The 19226-nt window shown below is 54.3% G+C and carries 14 protein-coding genes; 7 read left to right on the forward strand and 7 right to left on the reverse strand.

The genetic code is table 11. The features are described from left to right. Positions 1-18: 18 nt before the first annotated feature. On the reverse strand, positions 19-1077 hold the full coding sequence (locus tag J7382_RS17085) for a hypothetical protein (RefSeq protein WP_209070209.1): 1059 nt from the start codon (positions 1075-1077) through the stop codon (positions 19-21). Positions 1078-2291: 1214 nt separating this feature from the next. Here J7382_RS17085 and J7382_RS17090 point away from each other — a divergent pair. The 5 genes from J7382_RS17090 to J7382_RS17110 all read left to right on the forward strand — a co-directional run bounded on the left by J7382_RS17090 (position 2292) and on the right by J7382_RS17110 (position 11548). Beyond that, on the forward strand, positions 2292-3008 hold the full coding sequence (locus tag J7382_RS17090; protein ID WP_209070210.1) for a DUF3102 domain-containing protein: 717 nt from the start codon (positions 2292-2294) through the stop codon (positions 3006-3008). A gap of 1652 nt (positions 3009-4660) precedes the next feature. Further along, a complete protein-coding gene (locus J7382_RS17095) occupies positions 4661-6007 on the forward strand; it encodes a DEAD/DEAH box helicase family protein (protein WP_209070211.1) in 1347 nt (448 codons plus the stop codon). 71 nt (positions 6008-6078) lie between these two features. Next, on the forward strand, positions 6079-6468 hold the full coding sequence (locus J7382_RS17100) for a hypothetical protein (RefSeq protein ID WP_209070212.1): 390 nt from the start codon (positions 6079-6081) through the stop codon (positions 6466-6468). A 116-nt stretch (positions 6469-6584) separates the two neighbouring features. Beyond that, a complete protein-coding gene (locus J7382_RS17105) occupies positions 6585-10436 on the forward strand; it encodes a hypothetical protein (protein ID WP_209070213.1) in 3852 nt (1283 codons plus the stop codon). A gap of 110 nt (positions 10437-10546) precedes the next feature. Continuing rightward, positions 10547-11548, forward strand: coding sequence for a hypothetical protein (locus J7382_RS17110; protein ID WP_209070214.1), 1002 nt, complete (start codon positions 10547-10549; stop codon positions 11546-11548). A 781-nt stretch (positions 11549-12329) separates the two neighbouring features. Here J7382_RS17110 and J7382_RS17115 read toward each other — a convergent pair. Beyond that, complete coding sequence (locus tag J7382_RS17115) at positions 12330-12950, reverse strand: hypothetical protein (protein WP_209070215.1); 621 nt, start codon at positions 12948-12950, stop codon at positions 12330-12332. Positions 12951-13183: 233 nt separating this feature from the next. Here J7382_RS17115 and J7382_RS17120 point away from each other — a divergent pair, with 233 nt between their 5' ends. After that, positions 13184-13555 (forward strand): BlaI/MecI/CopY family transcriptional regulator, encoded by a 372-nt coding sequence (locus tag J7382_RS17120; protein WP_058240568.1) that lies wholly within the window; start codon positions 13184-13186, stop codon positions 13553-13555. Then, positions 13545-14657: a M56 family metallopeptidase gene (locus J7382_RS17125; protein ID WP_209070216.1), complete on the forward strand. Its 1113-nt coding sequence runs from the start codon at positions 13545-13547 to the stop codon at positions 14655-14657. Before J7382_RS17120 ends, J7382_RS17125 begins: the two co-directional genes overlap by 11 nt. Before the next feature lie 366 nt (positions 14658-15023). Here J7382_RS17125 and J7382_RS17130 read toward each other — a convergent pair whose 3' ends face one another. The 5 genes from J7382_RS17130 to J7382_RS17150 all read right to left on the reverse strand — a co-directional run bounded on the left by J7382_RS17130 (position 15024) and on the right by J7382_RS17150 (position 19223). After that, positions 15024-15302 carry a DUF2160 domain-containing protein gene (locus tag J7382_RS17130; protein WP_058240570.1) on the reverse strand — a complete coding sequence of 93 codons (279 nt, stop codon included), beginning with the start codon at positions 15300-15302 and terminating at the stop codon, positions 15024-15026. Between the two features lies 1 nt (position 15303). Continuing rightward, a complete protein-coding gene (locus J7382_RS17135) occupies positions 15304-16101 on the reverse strand; it encodes a carbohydrate ABC transporter permease (RefSeq protein ID WP_058240571.1) in 798 nt (265 codons plus the stop codon). A 15-nt stretch (positions 16102-16116) separates the two neighbouring features. Further along, positions 16117-16980, reverse strand: coding sequence for a sugar ABC transporter permease (locus tag J7382_RS17140; protein ID WP_209070217.1), 864 nt, complete (start codon positions 16978-16980; stop codon positions 16117-16119). A gap of 79 nt (positions 16981-17059) precedes the next feature. Further along, complete coding sequence (locus J7382_RS17145) at positions 17060-18151, reverse strand: ABC transporter ATP-binding protein (protein WP_058240573.1); 1092 nt, start codon at positions 18149-18151, stop codon at positions 17060-17062. Between the two features lie 10 nt (positions 18152-18161). Continuing rightward, positions 18162-19223, reverse strand: a complete 1062-nt coding sequence (locus J7382_RS17150; RefSeq protein ID WP_058240574.1) for an ABC transporter ATP-binding protein — start codon at positions 19221-19223, stop codon at positions 18162-18164. Positions 19224-19226: the final 3 nt, after the last annotated feature.

Genomic DNA, 19226 nt, shown 5'->3' on the forward strand with positions numbered 1-19226 from the left:
CGTAGCTATCAATCGCAACTATTTTTGCCCCAAAATATCTTTGAGATTCAGGTCAACTTTAACCGACATAACTTTTGATATTTTGGCAATCAAACCTTCGCTGGGGCGTATATTCACAGTTTTTCTAAGCGCATGCCCCGCTTCAGTAAGCTCCGTAGTAAGTTCGCCTTCGACCGCGTAGCCTCGTGATTTTAGGGCTTCGACAATCTCAACAAACTCCTGCGCTTCCGGTACAAATCTGTTTTCAGTGATTTGGTGGCCTTGCGTCTGTGCCAGTTCGATACCGTCCAGTACAGCTTTATCAGCTTGATGACCTCTATCAATCAACCCAAGCGCAATGTTGTCGGCAGGAGGGAAGAAGTATTGGAAAATTTCAAGTTCCTTCAACCGCGCTTGAATTTCGTCTTGGTGCTTGTTCTCACTAAACAAATCCCAATCGGCATCAGTTAACTCATAAGTTGGAACAGGACATATTCCCTGCTCCCGATCACCAGCAAGATTGTCCATGTCCGAAAATTGCGTGAGCAAGTCTGTGGTTGATTGGAGAAAGTTGTCTTTCTTAGCTTCAAGAATACCCGACCAATCAAGTAAGCCGAACTGTTCGACCAAATTCAGAATGTGCGTCCGTGCGGGTAGTGAGCTAAGAGCAATAGACCGCATTAGTTGCTCAGCTGGCGGGCCGAATAGTTCATTGAGTGGACCGTCGCGCTCTTTTTCGTCCAACTGTAGGATCGATGCGAGCTGCAACAGTTTTGCTATGTCGATTGTTCCTGCCTCGGTAAAGAACATCTTCTTTGCCGCATAGGCCAAGTCTATCGCGAGTGGCCGCGCCACCAAAACGCTCATACCCGGAAGTGTTGCTTGAACATCTCCGCGCATGAGCGCTGTTATTCTTGGGTTGTATTCGCTCGAAACCAGAACGATGCGTTTACCCTTGTCATCCACTCCTATCGCCTCAACGGGGTGAACCAGACCGCTTGCCCCACGTATTTCTTTAGCTTCACGATGTTCGGTACCTAACGCGTTGCAAAATGCCTCCCAAATAAAAGGAAGGTCTTCTTTATTCGTATCGGTCATGGGGGCTCTTTAGTAGGGGCATTCGTGTGTCATATTCATTTGTAAACATAATGTGTGTTGCGCGGCGCTGTTGCAACCAAGCGTAGAGCGAAGACAGGATTTTTGTATCAATTAGACTTAAAAACGCGTGAGATGCATACTTTGTCATGGTTGTTTTTTCCTGAGATCAAGTTTGGTTTGTGTTGGGTATGTTGCAAGCCGCAACAACATCAGGAAAATCATGAACAATTCTAAAACCGCCCCAGCGGACGATACCGCTGTGTCCATCTTCAACTTTCGTGGCTTCGATCTCCGTTGCGTTGAAATTGAGGGGCAGCCTTGGTTTGTCGCCGTGGACCTTTGCACGGTGCTATTCGGCAAAACCACTGGCCTCTCTAAGCGGGGTGGTCTTGCTGAAGACGAGAAGCGCCTGCTAGTTAAGAAAGTGGTTAGCGCGTCAGGTGCGCTAAGTTCACTCTTTGTGGGGACGCAGTACCGCCTAGCGCTCATCTCCGAAAGCGGTCTCTAAACTCTGTTGAACATAGTTTAGTCGAAAGAAGCTCTCAAAAGCCAGACGCGCGCGCTCAAACAATGTGGCCAACGCCCAAGACAAGGCTAAGAAGTTCTTAGGGAAGGACGCACCTTCAAACGGCTCCTACCAGAAAATGAAGGTGCCTCTCCCTAAGTCTGCGAAACTTAGGTTGATGGTTACTGTCTAAGTGAGCGGCTTCTACAAACTGATCATGCGGAGAGACAAAACCGAAGCGAAATCCTTCCAAGGTTGAGTAGCCCAGAATGTGCTGCCTGCCATACGTAGGGATGGAGGCTACATCGAAGGTGAGGAGGATGTCGAGACTGGCGGGATAAACGACGCGAAATCAGCAAGATTGGTTGAACTATCTTAGGCCTTTCGGCAGATCGCCAATTTCAAATTCCCGCCCAAAAAAGTGGCCGCTACCAGTAGATGCTGGGAACGGTATATCATTGGAAGTTGGCTGCATTTGACCGAAGCAAGATGGTCTGGTCAACTTTGGTCTGAAACCCAAAAATCTGTTTTTGTGTTTGCCCCAGACCACCTGTCTGGCGGCACAATAGCAATTTCAGCCACTTATGCGCGATTTTTGTCACTTTGCGTCACTACTTCAATAGGTCCGATTTACCGTTCAAAATTAGATGCTTGACCGATGAAGTTAAGCTTTCTACGTGCCCTTTGACGACAACCACAAGGGGCACCCATGAACAACACCGCAGCAGCCTTCGAGACAACTCAAGATTTTCCTTCACGTGCCCATAATGTGGCTCTTACGGAGACCGCGCGGCTTGCCGTGTCGGTCAACTCCAAGCACCGCGAAGTGCAGCGCCTTGGGCGCACCGCTAAAGAAATCGCTGCGGAGATCGGTGAGGAACTGATCATGTTGAAACAGAAGTTGGCCCACGGGGAGTTCACACCTTGGGTCAAAACTGAATGCGCCTTTTCTGAACGCTCAGCGCAAGACTATATGAAGATCGCCAAAGCAAAAACGCAGCGTGCTGCGGGTTTCAATCGCTGCGACAGCATCCGCGAGGTTCTGGCGCTAGGGAAGACCCCTAAGGAACCACCCCAACAAACCCGTCCAGCCACCCTTGACGACCTCCGTAAGGTGGAGCGTTTGCGCGCCCTGAGGGATGACCCTGCGGCCTCTGAGGGGGAGCGGGAGAACGCTAAGGCAAAGCTTGAAGAGATCGAGAAAGAGATCGGGAAGGTGGAGCCTGAAGCGCCTCGTGGAGGCAAGGCTCGACCATCCGTGGTGAGGTCCAAGGCCAACAAGATCACTGACAAGCTTACCGCTCACCTGAACCCTTCTCCCAGCGGAAGGTACGCACTAACGAATGCCCTTATCGCCGCCTTCGGTGACGATGAGATGCGCCTAGACAATCTTCTATACGAACTCACAGAAGGAAAACGACCATGACTAAGGTACATGCTGAATACGGCGTTGTCACAGACCCTAAGTCACGGGAGTTTGTTCGATGGGTCCAGTACGAAGATGAAGCGATGCCTTTCTTCTCTGTGCGAGACTGCTTTCAATACATGGGAATAAAGCGCCTCGATATTCCCAAAGGGCCAAGCATCAAAGCGAGGGTCCGAGGAGCGGAGATGTGCAGATTTTGGCGGGATAATTACGCGCACAGCGGCACTGAGGCCTATCTAGGCATACAAGCCAACGATGTTCGGTTCCTGACCGATGTGCTGCGTCCAGAGCAGGCACTGAGTGTAGCGGGTGGAATTGAACGGCTTTGTTACTTCCTGCTCAGGAACGGCCCGCTCTTGCTCATGGATACCACTTTTGTTTCACCGCAAAAATTTGACAGCCAGAGATATAGAGAGAGGTTCGCGCGTTCCCCCCGTAGCCCCCACCGTTGTGATCTCTGCATGCAGCCTTTGCCTTCACGCACCTCTCGGCACTCCCCACAACATAGATAACAACAGCCTGAGGGAGACCTGAATGTGTGCTGTTTGTGTGTGCCGTTTGCGCTTTTGCGTTGCGCTACCTGCCGACGAAAGACCCAAAGCCCCTTGTTTGATTGGCCTCACGGTCTCTTCGATTGGTTCCCTTGAACGGCACCGAACCGGAATGTGTCGGCACAGGAAGTCGAGGACACAGCACCCACGGCGGCACTACCCACAGCATAGCCCGAAAGGAAGGCGAGCTTGAGCGGTCCAGAACAATGCCTAAGGAATGGCCGTTGTTTCTGAGGCTGAGCGACGACGGTTTGCTTTCCTTTGTGAGAACATCAGGGGTGATGTAGCGTCCGGTTTCACCGGCTGCCTTTGTTGGTGGTTGTGGAGATCGGACCATTCCTTCTGCTGTTACTTTGGACGCCAAGACGCAATTACCCACAACATAGATGATAGGGAGGCGCGCTGTTTGTTCGGTGGTATCGCCTGATTTCATTTTCAGCGTGTCTGTGTGGAGGGGTGTATCAATGCTTATCCCCAAACTGTAACAGCCTTCGTTGGATGAAGACCCAAGGACTAAAGGTCGCCGAGAGCAAACGCTCTGTCTCTGTTCAGACCAACCCACAGACCACCAAAACACCACCTTCAGGAGCGCTTTCAAGTTCGCCTATGATGGGCCGAGAACTCCCAATATTTCCGCCGCATAAAGGTCCACCTTAACACCCACTTTCACACCACCTTAAAGACAACTCCTTCTTCATGGGTCTTCCAAGGCGAAGCCGAACAAAAGGTTTCCCTACTGGTCCCCATTAAAGTGTTCCCAGAGCATCTGGGGTCTCCAGTACATGCACCTCTATGGAGTTTTGTCTCCGAGGAGATGAAGAAGTTCACACACCTCTAGTGCAACTCAAACGCTCCCCAATAGGTCACCTTAATGGGCAACCTCTCACGGTTTCATGTTAAAGGTGTAGCGTGAGCAAGAACCAATAGTCTTTAAGAGGGCGACCTGCTTTTGTGAGCAATTACAGTCGCTTGCGCGCCCAATGACGGAGCTTTTCCGTCATCTCCCGTCACACCCCTGAAAATCTACCTGCCAGACCAACAGAAAGTGCCCCTCAAAGGGATGCTTCCATTTGTTGTGGCCGAACTAAGGACCGCGCTCAAATGAGCAATATCACCTTCATTGACCGCCCTTGCGGCACTGGAAAAACCACTGCTCTGATTGATGAGCTTGAGGCATGGGATGAATGCAGTGACTTACCCGTTATTGTGGTTACGCCGCGCCTTTCGGAAGTGAAGCGCATCATTTCAGGCGCTCCAAGTGCGCGCATAGCCCAACCTGAAGACGATGGAGACAGCACCAAACTTCAGGACATCGAACGGCTCATTGACCAAGGCCGCAACATCGCCTGCACTCATGCGCTCTATGTACGACTGAGAGACTTGGCCAAGAAGGGCAAGCTGACAGGTCACCGGATGGTCATTGATGAATGTCCCACTCCAATCGAACTTGCGCCTCCCATTTCGAAGAAGGATTTCAAGGAAGAAATCGAAGGCAAGGGTCTTGCGACAGTAGACGAAGAAACAGGTTTGGTGACACCCACTGAGCTTTGGCAGAAGCGTGCTGCGTTGGGTGGGAAGAAGTCCTTCCGAGAGAAATACGCGCTTGCAGAGAGGGGCCGCTTGCTGGTCACCGAGGAGCGGGAATTGTTGATGATGGCAATACCCGTTGAGATGTTACTGGCTCCTGCCTCGCTGCAAATCCTCACATATCTATCAGAAGGAAGCCTTATCGCGGCCTATCTGGATAAGCTTGGGGTCAGCTATGAGGTTAAGAAGTGGTCAGGTGAGCAAGAATGGGTGCAACGCCAAGCCGACCTGATCACCGTTGAGACCTTCGAGCTTCCCATGGTGGAAAAGAAGACCAACCAGCGTGGCGTTAAGCGTGCCCCGATGAAGCTGTCCTTCACTGGCCAAACCAAGATGGCGTCTGCGCCAGCGCTGAAGGCTTTAGGCAACAAACTCATGAACATGCAGAAGCGCGGTCCTCTCAAAGCTGTCCCGAAGGAAAACGTTATGGTGACCTCAGCGGGGTCCTTGTGGTTCGCCGATGGGACATCTGAAGGAGGTCGCACCAAGTGTGGCTCCTTGAGCCGCAATACTGGCTTGCTGGGTAAGTGGTCATTTGATCGTGACACGGCAACTTGGTCCGTCAAAGGTGGCTGGACTTGGGTCTCCAATCTGACCCGTGGCGTGAACGACCACATCCATTGCTCGCACGCCGTTTATCTCTTCGATCAGCACCCGAACCCAATCATCTGCAAGTTTCTAGGAAAGAAGCCGCATGAGTGGGGCAAGGCGTTTGCGCTGACGGAGTTTGTGCAATGGCTCTACCGAAGTCAGGTACGCTTGGACAAGCCTGTGACGGTCTTCATCCCCGATGATCGCATGAGAGCCATTGTTGAGGCTTGGTTGAGTGGTGGCGGCGAAGAAGCCGCTGTCATCGACTGACACTTCAGGTCGCCAAGATGGCTAGGTCTTCAAGCCCCAAGTACTCAAATCAAACAAGAACAGGAAATCGAATGCCAAACCCGACAAACCCAACTTGGCTTAACGCCGCAGAGTTTTATGGGCATGACCCGCTGCGGGGGAAACGCCGTGCGCTTCGTGCCGCCAAAGCCCTTGAGCTACGTGAAGAAATTTTGAGGAAAGTCCCGAAAGACGAACTTGTTGAAGCGCTGGGCGGGGGTGATGCGGCTGAAGAAGAACTTGCAGCTTTCACAGGCCAATTTCGCGTGGTTCGCGTTCGTTCTGATCTTCTAGCTCTGGCAAACGCCCTGAAGGCTCGGCACAAGGCGAATGTAGGGCGCGACATTGGACTTGCCGCAGTTCTCTCGATTTGCACCCTCTATGGCTTCAAAAGCGTCATGATGCTGCCTGAGTTCAAAAAGCCTCGCCCAGATTGCGGCTAAGGCCAAACAACCTTTCTCTCCTCTCAAAATCGACCGAACCAAACCAACGGAACACTTCCGGGGGCGCTTTCGCACGCTTCGGTTTGGCATCCCACCTCCCTCTCTAGGAAAACCTCATGAACAACGTAACGACCCCTAACGCCCTGTTAGGGCTGGTCCGTGGTGCGGAAACCTCCAAGGGCTATGTGGACTTCTACAATGGGTCCAAGATTGCCCCACCGAAACCAGTCACCGAAATGACTGTATCCGAAGTCCGCAAGTGGCAGGACGCCTCTGTACGTGCTGGCTCCAAGTCCTCAGCGGTTGGCGGATACCAGATCATCCGCAAGACCATGGACTCGCTCATTTCCGATCTGGGTCTTTCCGGTAACGAACTCTTTGACGAGGCCCTTCAGGACCGCATGGGCACGCACCTCTTGGCTCGCCGAGGGTATAACGATTGGGTTTCCGGTAAGATCACCGACAACCAGTTCGCCAACAACCTCTCAAAGGAGTGGGCAGGGCTGCCTATGGTTTCGGGCAATCGCGCTGGATACAGTTATTATGGTGGCGATGGCCTGAACAAATCCACAGTGACCCCCGGTAATGTCCTTGAAGCGCTGGCAGCGTCCCGTTCGGGTTCCGGTTATGAGTTCCAGCGGAGCCAAGGCACCACTACTGATGGGCCGCGTCCTGCGTCCTCTACCTACAACGCAACACTTGAAGATTTGGTCCCCATGGACACCTTTGAGCAGCGTGCCGTGGATGCCGTTCAGAACACCCCCATCTCCACCTTCAGGTCCAAGGCCCAAGACGCCCAGATCGAACAAGCCGCCGAAGACAGTACCCCCTCTTGGTGGGAAGCGACAAAGCTGTCGGCAAGTGAGGAGTGGATTGGAACCAATGTTGCGCGTCAACTTGGCCGTGAGGAGTTCACACCCGACCCGTCCTTCAGGCTCACTGAAGAGCTATACAAGGAGGTCACTGAAGATCTCGATGAGGTTTACCATGGTGGTCTCACTTCGGCGACCTCTGAGGCTCACCTCCGCGCCTTGGCTGATCAGATGCTCAGTGAGCAGGCGATAGACCACAAACTGTCTGGCCTCGGTTGGAAGGGTACAGGGCTTCGCATCGGCGCTGCCATCCTCGACCCTATGGCTATCCTCGCATCAGCCGTCACAGAGGGCGCGGCGGCTCCCATTGTGTATGGCGCTAAGGTGGGCCGGGTTGGTCGCGCATTGCGGGCTGGTGTTGCCGCTGGCGGTGTGAATGCGGGCATCGACGGATACCTGGCATCGCAGGACCAAACGATGGGTCTTGACGATGTGGCAATCTCAGCCGCCGCAGGGTTCGTTCTAGGGGGCACTCTGGGCTTTCTTAGAGGCCGAACCGCAGAAGACAAAGCCATGGCGGCTGCCCTACACGAAGCCGAGGGGGGTAACATCAATCGCTTCTTTGACCGCTTCGGTGGGGGTGCCCCTAACGGCAGCCTTAGCGCGGGCGCTGTGGTGGACACTGCGGATTTAACTCCGGCTCAGATCATCGCAGCAGAGAGTGCAGATGCTCCGCGAACCTCAATGGCAAAGGCACGCATTGACCGCTCGGCAGTCGGAAAGAGTTCCGATAGTTCGATCATGCGTCGGGTCATGGGTGGGTTGGTTGAGGACGGCGTTGGCAACGCAGACCGCAGCACCAACCGTTATTCTGTCTCTGAATTGGTCGCCCGCGAAGAGCGCGTCCGCATGGGCCGTTTCTACCGCACCTACAACTCCGCATATCAGGCTTGGCTCAAGGACCAAGGAAAGCGTCTGTTCTGGCAACACGGTGTCAACGAACGCGCTGCGTTCAACAAACAGGTGTCTCTGGCTGTTCGGAGAGAGATCGAAGCAACGACGAACAAACACGTCAATGCGGTAGCTTCCCAGATGAAGAAAGAGTTCGCCGACCTTCTCCAGTTCGGCAAGGAGATGGGCATCCGTGGCTTTGATGACATCAAGGCAAACCACAACTACATGGTCCGCCGCCACCGTATAGACCGCCTTGACGACCTCTTTGAGGAGTTCGGTGGGGAAAACATCAACGGCTTGGTCGCCCGGTCCATCCAGAAGGCAAACCGTAAATGGCGCAACGCTAACGCTGGCCGTGCCGCTGATGTGGACGAGATCAGCTACAAGGACGCCTTCAAGATGGCTGAAGCCTACACGAAGAGTATCCGCGCGCGCCGCTATGGGGAGTTCAACCTCAACCGCGCCTTAGCGGGGCAGGATATGGATACCCTCAAGATGATGCTCGGGGATGCCGGAATGTCCACCGATGAGATCACCCGTATCACTGACAAGGTGCGCTCTACTCGGGACGCCTCTGAGAATGGCCGTATCGGCTCCGCAAAGTGGCGGCTTGATCTGGATGAGACCCACGGTGAAAACATGATGAGCAGCCGCACCGGGGAGATGAAACCTGTGCGCATTGAGGACTTCCTTGAAGATGACGCGGAGATGCTGTTCGGGACTTACGTTCGGTCTGTCACCGCAGCGGGCCACATGGAAGACTTCCTGAAAGAGTTCCGCGTGAGGGACGGGGAGGGGAACCTTCCGGTACATGCTCCATCCTTTGAGACGGTCAAAGGGTACATCGCTAAGGAAGCCCAAGAGAAAGGCATCAGTTCCCGTAAGCTCACCGATGAGATGCGCGTTCTGGATACCAGCTATAAGTTGGTCCAAGGCATCCCGACGGAAGATGCGGCGCGGTGGCGAACAGCTTCTCGCTTACTCCGTGACTACAACTTCTCACGCATCGGTGGGCAGTTGGGGGTGGCTCAGTTGGCAGAAGTCGGGAACATCCTCGGTAACGGTGGAATGCGTGTCCTCATGCAGAACCTCCCGGCGCTCCGTAAGGTGTTCGCTAACGCAAAGACTGGCAAGTTCAGTGACGAGTTCCTTAGCGAGATCGAGGCCATTTGGGGCTTCGGGACCGATCTGGAACGGATGAACATGTCCGCCATCTTCGATGAAGGTGGGGCAGTGGAGCAGGCATCCAACTTGCGGCGACTGGACCACGGCCTTCAGCGGGCCAAAAGGGTGACCGTTGTGGGGTCTGGTATGGGACACGTGAACATGGCCTTACAGCGGCTTAACGCGCGTGTTCTGGTGCAACGCTTTATGGACGACGCGACGGGCCGCCGGGGCATCAACAACAACCGCCTACGTGTCATGGGGGTCTCAGAAGAGATGCACCCACGTATTCAGGCTCAGTTGAACAAGCATGTTGACCAAAGCGGCGGCCTCCTTGGGAAGTCCGTGAAGCGCATCAACATCGACAAATGGGACGACATCGACGCGAAGAACGCTTTCATCAACGGCGTGGACCGTTGGGCCAAGAAGTCAATCCAAGAGAACGACATCGGGAACATGCCCAACTTCATGAGCAGCGAGGCCGGAAAGCTGATTTTCCAGTTCCGCTCCTTCATGATGGCGGCCTACGTTAAGCAGACCCTTAGCGGTGTGCATCATCGTGATTGGGAAGTTTTTGCGAGCTTCGCTTCTTCCATGTTGTTTGGTGCCTTGTTCTATGTGGGGCAGCAATATGTAAACTCGCTAGGCCGTGATGACCGTGGAGAGTTTCTTGAGATGCGTCTAGAACCACAAAATATCGGCATTGCCGGGTTTCAACGGGCAGGTTTCTCTTCTGTATTGCCCGTAGGAATGGACACTATGCTTGAGCTTGGGGGGCTAGGTCCAGTTTTCGACTTCCGTTCGTCTGGCCTCAAGGGTGGCGGGGTCTTTAGCTCCTTCTTAGGTAACCCAACGCTTGACCTCTTGGATGGTGCGGTTGCGGGAACTGGAGGTATGGTCCAATCTGCTTTTTCAGGGGAATTGCCCTCAGACCGCGAAGCGCAAGCTGTAACAAAGCTGCTCCTGTTCCAGAACATGTTTGGCGTCAGGAATGTCATCTCCGCCGTCACCGGCCAGATGCCTGAACATCAGTTCTAACCACCCACAACACAGCAACATTTGGGCGTCCCCTGCGGGGCGTCCAATTTCTTTGACCTTTCAGAACATTCGTTCTGTGCAATCCAAAAACCAAAATCGAAAGAGCAAAAATGACACAATCAACAAACGCTTCCGGCTGGGTAACGGCCTCTGGCGAGATCGCGCAAAACACTTCAACAGCATGTCCTGAAACAATCGCGAATGCACCGCAAACGACAGTCGGTAGTGGTGGTCTAGAAATCACAGGAACCGGGCCAGTGCATCGGGATACGCCTGCATCCTATACACAGGGGCAAGAAGCGCCCGCTGGGGGTTCCATTATGGCGAGCGTAAAGTCCCCTCAGGGCGGCCCAATTGGAGATCGCACCCCGAACGGAAACGACATTGTCTCAATAGATGGAATGACAACGTCGATTAGTTCTGCTGTATATGCTGGCTTGCTTGTTCGGAATGCTGACGGGTCTTACTCGGACCCGGCTCAGCCAATTGTATTGAAAGACCCAACTGCCCCATTGCGGCCAAGGGAAACCACTCAAGCCACAGAAGGGCGGCAACCTGTTGACACCTCAGAGGTCTGCTTTGGGAAGGACGCGGATGAAGCGATGCAGGAAATCTTGAGTGAGCAGAACCCCGGCGAAATCTACAAGACGATTGATAGCGTCCTGTTCCACGGCGACCTGCATCTGCCAACGATTGAACGTATGGCCTCAAAGGCAGGCATTGAGCCAGATGAGATGCAAACAAAGTTGGAAACCATCTGGTCCGGTGCTTACGAAGAAGCCATGAATCATATGTCGGCGCATGGTGTGGGCAATGATGACGCCTTTGAAGCGTTCCTGCGTGACAATCCCCGCTTCGCAAACGAATTGAACGAAGCGGCGCGGAACTACTTTGTGCATCACAAGACAAATGGTCTTGAAAGTGTTGCTGGCGAATATCTGGCCAAGGCTGACCGATACGATGTTGACCATATGAAAGAACTTCTCACGGAAGCCGGATATGACTTCGAGGACGCGCCTGAAGGTGGCCTTCGGGTTCGTATCGCGGGGACTTCCGTTCCTTGGGAGGTCGCGGTGAAGCAGCAAATCATTACATTCAGTGTTGCGGAGTAAATAGGCGTGACAACTTCATACAATCCCAAGTGCAACCAATCCTCAGGCGCGACTTTCGGGGGCATCCAAATGCCAACTGTTGCGGAGGTAGCTGAAAGAGAAATGCGAAATCGGGCTGAGATGAAGGCGAATGAAGCTGCATATCAGCGCGCATTGAAGGCTCAGAAAGAGGTCTCCGCTGTTGAGCCTAAGCGCTGGCTGTCAAACGAAGACCTGAGCTAACCAAGATGCCCCGCTGCCTTCTTTGGGTGGCGGGGCAATTCACTTCGTATCCACATGCGAAGATGCTCCGTAAGTGGTTGTTTTATATGGGTTGACGGGGATTCCTATTCATTGCGTCGGAACTACTACTGAAGGGCTAATTCCATGCAACTTTTTTCCCTAATCCTCGGCAAGTTTGATCTCTTCATTGAGACGGCAAAGGGCGGTAGCTACTGCCATTTCAGCGAATGGACCCGCCAAGATAAGATAATGGAACTGCCATATTGCACCGTGCATTTTTCGTGGCATTGATATTGATAATGGCGCACGTCACCAGTGCGTCACCAAGTCACTAACCTTGTTTTTGGCAGTAGCGCACACACATTTTGGGGACTAACGCACACACAATTCCCAAAATTTCAAGTTGCGATAAGTTGTAAGTGACTGTAAATAAAGAAATACAAGAGGCCGCGTCAACGGGTTCGAAATTCTTCACCCGCACCACTCATGGATTTACCTTTGAATATTTGCCTTAGGCGCATGGCCTCCGTTGAAGAGAGGCTCCTATCGCGGGAGGTGTTCAATCTGGATCTAAGAACGCCGTTAGAATTCTGGTGAGGTCTTTCGCGTTCCATTGTGTGGGCTGGAGGCGAAATTTTGCCATTCGGCCAATCATCTCCTGCACAGGGGCATGTCGCTCTATCCAGTGATATCTTCGGCGATTTGCATAGTCGTCGAAAAGCACAGTGACCGGGCGCTCGATGCGCATAAGCGCGGTCATAAAGCATGCGGTTCGAAAGCGGCCATCTATCAAAATCAGATCGGGGTGGCGGAAGAAGGGTTGGTCCCAGATGTTCAGTGCGTATTTGGGGTAATTTCTCCAACCGCGCTCTGCGCCATTTGAGCGTGGACGCCCCCAGGCCTGTGTCGGGCCGGTGTCCACCCAGTGAAGTTTCACAGGCGCATCCGGATAAAGTTGCGCCAAAGTCTGTGTCATATTTTGCGCCCAAGTCTTGTCGTTTTCCACTGTCATAACAAGGGGATGATCTTGCTGGGCGGCAAGGAGCGTTGAGCCGCCGCTGCCATATTCTAACAACACCTTGTGTTTCGCATACTCCGCCTCAACAAAGGCGCGCTCTTCGGGTGGAAACGTCTGTACGGGAATGCTGCAGCTCTGTTGAAATGCGGGATCAAATTGCATTTTCAAAGCCTTGTTTTGCCAACGTTTCCTCACTTTAGAAGTCAGAAGTTGATAAAGTTTAAGCGTGGTCTGTGTTTCGGATCCTGCTGCTGGGGAGGTAGGGCTTCAATTGTGGAATTTGATCAGATTTTAAGGCGTTGAGGCATATTTTGCTTTGAAAAAAGCAGAGGCTGATTTACTAATTTCCTAGTAACAAACTACGGAGTGGCCAATTGGCACGTCGACGCAGTGAGATGCTCACGGATGTTGAGCTGGAATTTATGATCGCCCTCTGGAAAATCGGGGGCGGATCCGTGCGCGATATCATGGGGGCGCTGAAGGAAGATCAGCAGCGTGCTTACACTTCTGTGGCAACTGTGATGAAAATTTTGGATGACAAAGGGTTTGTAACCGCGTCGCGAAAGGATCGCGCTTTGGTATATACACCTGCTGTTGAGAAACGCGACTATGAAGGTCGCAGCCTGAAGAACCTGTCAAAGACCTTGTTTGGAGGAACCCCGACTGCGCTGGTGGCGCGACTGGTGGATAATGAGGATTTGACAGATGAGATGATCAAGGAAATCAAAGAGATCATCGATACAAGGATCAGAAAGGATGACGGTTGATCAAATCGTAGGGGGGGCGATCTGGATACAGCTAGTGATCCTTTTGGCCGCATGTGTATTTGGCGCTTTTGAGGGCATACTGGTGCTCTCTGGGCGACGAAGAAGCTTTTACACACGGCGTCGGATGGGCATGGCTGTGATCGCCTGTTTGGCGGTGTTGCCGTTGGTAGCGCCCTATCTTGTTACGTCCCCTTATGCGGCCAGCGTCAATGCGACGGATGCGATTGTTGCTCAGGTGCTCAATGGCAACCTCGATATCAGTGCCAGCCGTATGATGCAGATTTTGACGCTGAAATCTGAATGGATGTCTCAGGTGGCCACGGCGAGTTCAACTGCGGCGCAGGTTCTGATTGCGGGCTTCTTGGCCGCTTTCATCGCAAGGACATGCTATCTTTTTGTAAACATTGCACGTATCCGCAATGCACTGAGATTTGGACGGGTGGTTCAACGCACGCGGCGTTGTCGATTGGTTGCGACGTCCAGCGTCAGCGTGCCGTTCTCAACGCGTGGTTTGTGGTACTATTATGTCGTATTGCCGGAGGCGCTGATCGCGGATCGCGCGGCTGTGCAGATGGCTTTGGGGCATGAATTGCAGCACATTCGGCAAGGGGATGTGGATGCGGAGGTTTTGCTGTCTCTGATCTCTCCCATTGCCGTGCTCAATCCTGGTTTTTGGTTTCTTTCCAGTCGGTTGCGCAAGCTTGGTGAGTTGGCCTGTGACCGGGCCTATCTGGCGCGCAAAGGATTTGACGCGCATGGTTACGCCTTGCGTCTGCTGGAAATTGCGCGCGGCACCAGTGCGGCCAAGCAGCAACCCACGGCCTTTGGTGTGCCTCTGGTGGGGCGTCGTGTGCCGTTTCTGTCGCGCCGATCCATGCTGAAAGACCGGATCGTTGCCATTGCGGATCATCAGGCGGAGCCTGCCAAGGAAGCCGTTGTTTTCGGGGCGTTTTTATCGCTTGTGATGGCTGGTGTCGTATTGCTTGGTGCCGTTTCTCTGGCGGAGCCGGAAGATTGGAGCCACGAGCGGATCATGCTCAGCACAGTGGCCAACCTGGACCGTCTGAACCATCTCAATACATTGGCGCAGCGCAGCTGGTAAGTACGTCAGATTTTCTTTTTTGGACCCGCTGCAACGCTTTGCGGCGGGTTTTTTAACCTTTGTTTGGATGTCTGTATCGCGTCGGTTTCGCGTCTGTATTGCAGCGGTGGATTTTTGCGTGCGGGTTTTCCGTTAAGGCGACGTACGCTGCGGTTTTTCTGGTTGCAATGGGCAACGAGGGGAGGCGCCTGTGGCGCCGGATGTGCAGCGCCGGAGCGCCCCTGGCAGTGCGTGATGCCCAGGGAGGGCGCTGCTTTGGACAGGCGCAGTATAGCCTCATAAGTCGCGTCTTTGCAATCATGCACAAAAAAACAGGCGCTGTTGTCAGCGCCTGTTTTCAGATGATCTTCGCAAGGATCGGGGGGATCAGACTTTCCAGAAACAGAAGGTGCCCCAGCCGATTGCCAGCCCCAGCGGCCACCAAAGCGGCTCACCCATCAGCCCGAGCCATGCGAGAAAGATGAAGCTGCTGCCTAAGCAGGTGAGGAACAGCCGGTCGCCTCGGGTGGTGACAAGGCCAAGCGCACCTTTGCGCTCGTCCCCGCCGGGGTTTTTGATTTCCAGAAAGACCAGCAGGCCAATGGTGGAAAACAGTGTGATGAAGATCGCGGCCGTGGGCCAGGTCCATGCCATCCAGCTCAGCATATCAAACTCTCCCCATCGCGAAGCCCTTCGCGATGTAGTTACGAACGAAATAGATCACGATGGCACCTGGGATGATGGTGAGCGTACCGGCGGCCGCCAGCAGGCCCAGCTCATAGCCCGCAGAAGAGGCGGTTTTGGTCATCGTGGCGGCGATTGGCTTGGCGGCCACAGCAGTCAGCGTTTTGGCCAGAAGCAGTTCCACCCATGAGAACATGAAGCAGAAGAAGGCTGCTACACCCACACCGGCTTTGATCGTCGGGATGAAGATCGTCAGGAAGAAGCGCGGGAAGGAATAGCCATCCACATAAGCGGTTTCATCCAGCTCCTTTGGCACGCCGCCCATGAAGCCTTCCAAGATCCACACGGCCAGCGGGATGTTGAAGAGACAATGCGCCAGCGCAACGGCCAAGTGCGTGTCAAACAGGCCCACAGCGGAGTAGAGCTGAAAGAAGGGCAGGGCGAAGACAGCGGCCGGCGCCATGCGGTTGGTCAGCAGCCAGAAGAACAGCTGCTTGTCGCCCAGAAAGCGATAGCGGCTGAAGGCATAGGCAGCTGGTAGCGCCACGGCGATGGAGATCAGCGTGTTCAGGGACACATAGATGATCGAGTTGATGTAGCCCCAATACCAGGAGGGATCGGTGAAGATCGTGACATAGGCCTCCAGCGTGAAGGTCTGTGGGAAGAGCGAAAACCCAGAGAGAATCTCATTGGTGGTTTTGAAGCTCATCGCCACCAGCCAGTAGATCGGCAGCATCAGGAAGAAGATATAGAGGATGGGGACAATGGATCGTTTCTGCATGATCGTTGTCCTTTCTTAGTTCAGGTCATCTTTGGTCATGAGCGTGTAGAACAGCCAGGACACAAAGAGGGTGATTGCGAAGTAGATCAGGCTCATCGCGGCGGCAGGGCCGAGGTCAAACTGACCCAAAGCGATTTTTACAAGATCAATGGACAGGAGGGTGGTCGAGTTGCCGGGGCCACCACCTGTGAGCACGAAAGGCTCGGTATAGATGTTGAAGCTGTCCATGAAGCGCAGCAGGATTGCGATGGTCAGAACGCTTTTCATCTTGGGCAGTTGGATAAAGCGGAACACTGACCAGTTGGAGGCGCCGTCGATCTTGGCGGCCTGATAATAGGCATCCGGAATCGAGACCAGACCAGCGTAGGCCAGAAGCACCACCAGTGAGGTCCAGTGCCACACATCCATGGTGATGATGGTCACCCATGCGGCCACGGGATCCTGGGTCATGTCATAGTTGATGCCCAGCACGTGGTTGAGGAAATAGCCCAGAAGACCAATGTCTGGCAGAGCAAAGATGTTCCACATTGCGCCCACCACATTCCACGGGATCAGCATCGGCAGCGCCATGAGCACGAGGCAGACGGGCACCCAGAAGCCTTTGCGTGGCATGGACAGGGCAATCGCGATGCCCAGTGGGATCTCGATGATCAGGATCATGAAGGTGAAGAAGAACTGACGCCCAAGCGCCGCGTGGAAGCGATCAGAGCGCAGGATCTGTTCAAACCAGGTCAGGCCTTCCCAGAAGAAGAGGTTGTCTCCAAAGGTTTCCTGAACTGAGTAGTTGACCACCGTCATCATTGGGATGATGGCATTGAAGGCCACAAGGATCAGCACTGGCAGCACAAAGAACCAGGCTTTTTGGTTTTCGGTTTTCATGGCTGCACCACTTGCTCTCTGAAGGTGATTGTTTGCGCGAGGCCCCGGATCAGGTCCGGGGCATGATGGTGGGGTCCGCTCATGCTGCGCTCTCCTTTTGCGCGGGTTCAGAGGCAATCCAGCCGTCGGCATAGAGGCGGGTCTGTTCCGGGGTGAAGTGCAGATGCACCTTGTCGCCTTTCTGCGGCGCCGGACCGTTTTGGATGGCGGCAACCTTATGTGCGCCGACCATGGCCTCAACCACAGTGTGGCGCCCGACATCCGCGACGCGGCTGACCGTGGCGGGAATGCCGGTTTCTGCCAGAGAGACAAATTCCGGACGAATGCCGATTTCCACAGTGCCCGGAACGTCGGAGGCGATTGGGCCTTCCAGCGTCACCGGCTGACCTTCGAAATAGGCCTGACCGTCTTTGACTTCGGCGGGCAGCACATTCATGCCCGGCGAGCCGATGAAGTGGCCCACAAAAGTATGTGCGGGGCGCTCAAACAGCTCTTCGGGTGTGCCGATCTGAACCACTTCGCCCAGCTGCATCACCACCACCTGATCGGCGAAGGTGAGGGCTTCGGTCTGGTCGTGGGTCACATAGATCATGGTGTGGGAGACGCGCTGATGCAGCTCTTTGAGCTTGGTGCGCAATTTCCACTTCAGATGCGGGTCGATCACGGTGAGCGGTTCGTCAAACATGACGACATTCACGTCATCGCGCACAAGGCCGCGGCCCATGGAGATCTTTTGCTTGTTGTCCGGAGACAGGCCAGCCGCTTTGCGATCCAGCATATCGGTGACTTCGAGCATCTCGGCAATCTCTGCCACGCGCTTTTCGATGGTGGCGGGATCCACACCACGGTTTTTCAGCGGGAAAGCGAGGTTTTCGCGCACGGTCATCGTGTCGTAGATCACCGGGAACTGGAATACCTGCGCGATGTTGCGCTGATCGGGGGGCAGTTTGGTGACGTCCTGACCGTCAAACAGGATCTGCCCTTCAGAGGGCACCAGAAGGCCTGAGATGATGTTCAGAAGGGTGGATTTGCCACAGCCGGAGGGGCCAAGCAGTGCATAGGCACCGCCGTCCTGCCAATCCAGATCAACTTCTTTCAGTGCGTAGTCCTGTGGCCCTTTGGGTTCGGGGAAATAGGAGTGTCGCAGGTTTTTGAGTGTGATTTTCGCCATGAATTTTCCCTCAGCCGACGCGGGCGCCGTCAGGCGCGAAGTAGAAACAGGTGGTCGGATCCAGATAGAAATCGTGATCCTCGCCGATCCGGTAGGGGTGGGTGCCATGTGCGAGGCTGACCCAGCTGTTGCCGTCAAACTCAAAATGCGCGGAGCTTTCTGAGCCGGAGAGCTCGGTCACGCCCACATGACCTTTGAGCGCCACATCAGAGCCGTCATGGGCATGGGGCAGTACGTGGTGCGGGCGCACGGCGACGATGTAATCCCCATCTGCGAGACCTGCGACTTCGCCACTCACAGTCCAGCTGAGGCTGCCCAGATGCATGGCATCGCCACGTTTGGTGACGGGCGCGTGGTTGATGGGGGGATCAGAGAAGATGCGCGCCGCTGTCAGCGAGGCGGGGGCGCGGTAGATGTCGGCGGTGGGGCCAAACTGGGCCACGTTGCCATCCACCATCAAGGCGGTTTCTCCACCGAGCAGCAAGGCTTCTTCAGGCTCGGATGTGGCATAGACCACCACGGCACCACGATCTGCAAACAGTTCTGGCAACTGCTCACGCAGCTCTTCGCGCAGTTTGTAATCGAGGTTGGCGAGCGGCTCATCTAGAAACACCGCGCGGCTTTCTTTGGCAATCGCGCGGGCGAGGGCGCAGCGCTGTTGCTGGCCACCGGAGAGCTCATGTGGGCGGCGGTGCAGCATTGGGCCAAGCTGAAGGATATCTGCAGCCTCGGCGACGCGATCTTCGATTTCCGATTTCGCCATTCCGGCCACTTTGAGCGGGGAGGCGATGTTTTCAAACACCGTCATGTGCGGGTAGTTCACAAAGAACTGGTGCACGAGGCTGATGTTGCGTTTCTGTGTGGTGAGGGCGGTGACGTCTTCGCCTTCCAGAATAATCTGGCCGGCGGCAATCGGGTCAAGCCCCGCCATCATTTTGATCAGAGAAGTTTTGCCAGCGCCGGTTTCACCCAGCAACACGTTGAAGTGGCCTTTTCTCAACGTCAGGGTTGTGGGTTTGATGTGAGTCACACCCTGAACAACCTTGGTAATGTTCTTTATTTCCAGTGCCATGGA

Source organism: Shimia sp. R11_0 (genome assembly GCF_017744035.1).
Taxonomy (GTDB): Bacteria; Pseudomonadota; Alphaproteobacteria; order Rhodobacterales; family Rhodobacteraceae; genus Shimia; species Shimia marina.

Excerpts from the sequence above, each read along its gene's own strand:
- J7382_RS17085 (WP_209070209.1), bottom strand. The coding sequence starts at position 1,077 with ATGACCGATACGAATAAAGAAGACCTTCCTTTTATTTGGGAGGCATTT.
- J7382_RS17090 (WP_209070210.1), top strand. The coding sequence starts at position 2,292 with ATGAACAACACCGCAGCAGCCTTCGAGACAACTCAAGATTTTCCTTCA.
- J7382_RS17095 (WP_209070211.1), top strand. The coding sequence starts at position 4,661 with ATGAGCAATATCACCTTCATTGACCGCCCTTGCGGCACTGGAAAAACC.
- J7382_RS17100 (WP_209070212.1), top strand. The coding sequence starts at position 6,079 with ATGCCAAACCCGACAAACCCAACTTGGCTTAACGCCGCAGAGTTTTAT.
- J7382_RS17105 (WP_209070213.1), top strand. The coding sequence starts at position 6,585 with ATGAACAACGTAACGACCCCTAACGCCCTGTTAGGGCTGGTCCGTGGT.
- J7382_RS17110 (WP_209070214.1), top strand. The coding sequence starts at position 10,547 with ATGACACAATCAACAAACGCTTCCGGCTGGGTAACGGCCTCTGGCGAG.
- J7382_RS17115 (WP_209070215.1), bottom strand. The coding sequence starts at position 12,950 with ATGCAATTTGATCCCGCATTTCAACAGAGCTGCAGCATTCCCGTACAG.
- J7382_RS17120 (WP_058240568.1), top strand. The coding sequence starts at position 13,184 with ATGCTCACGGATGTTGAGCTGGAATTTATGATCGCCCTCTGGAAAATC.
- J7382_RS17125 (WP_209070216.1), top strand. The coding sequence starts at position 13,545 with ATGACGGTTGATCAAATCGTAGGGGGGGCGATCTGGATACAGCTAGTG.
- J7382_RS17130 (WP_058240570.1), bottom strand. The coding sequence starts at position 15,302 with ATGCTGAGCTGGATGGCATGGACCTGGCCCACGGCCGCGATCTTCATC.
- J7382_RS17135 (WP_058240571.1), bottom strand. The coding sequence starts at position 16,101 with ATGCAGAAACGATCCATTGTCCCCATCCTCTATATCTTCTTCCTGATG.
- J7382_RS17140 (WP_209070217.1), bottom strand. The coding sequence starts at position 16,980 with ATGAAAACCGAAAACCAAAAAGCCTGGTTCTTTGTGCTGCCAGTGCTG.
- J7382_RS17145 (WP_058240573.1), bottom strand. The coding sequence starts at position 18,151 with ATGGCGAAAATCACACTCAAAAACCTGCGACACTCCTATTTCCCCGAA.
- J7382_RS17150 (WP_058240574.1), bottom strand. The coding sequence starts at position 19,223 with ATGGCACTGGAAATAAAGAACATTACCAAGGTTGTTCAGGGTGTGACT.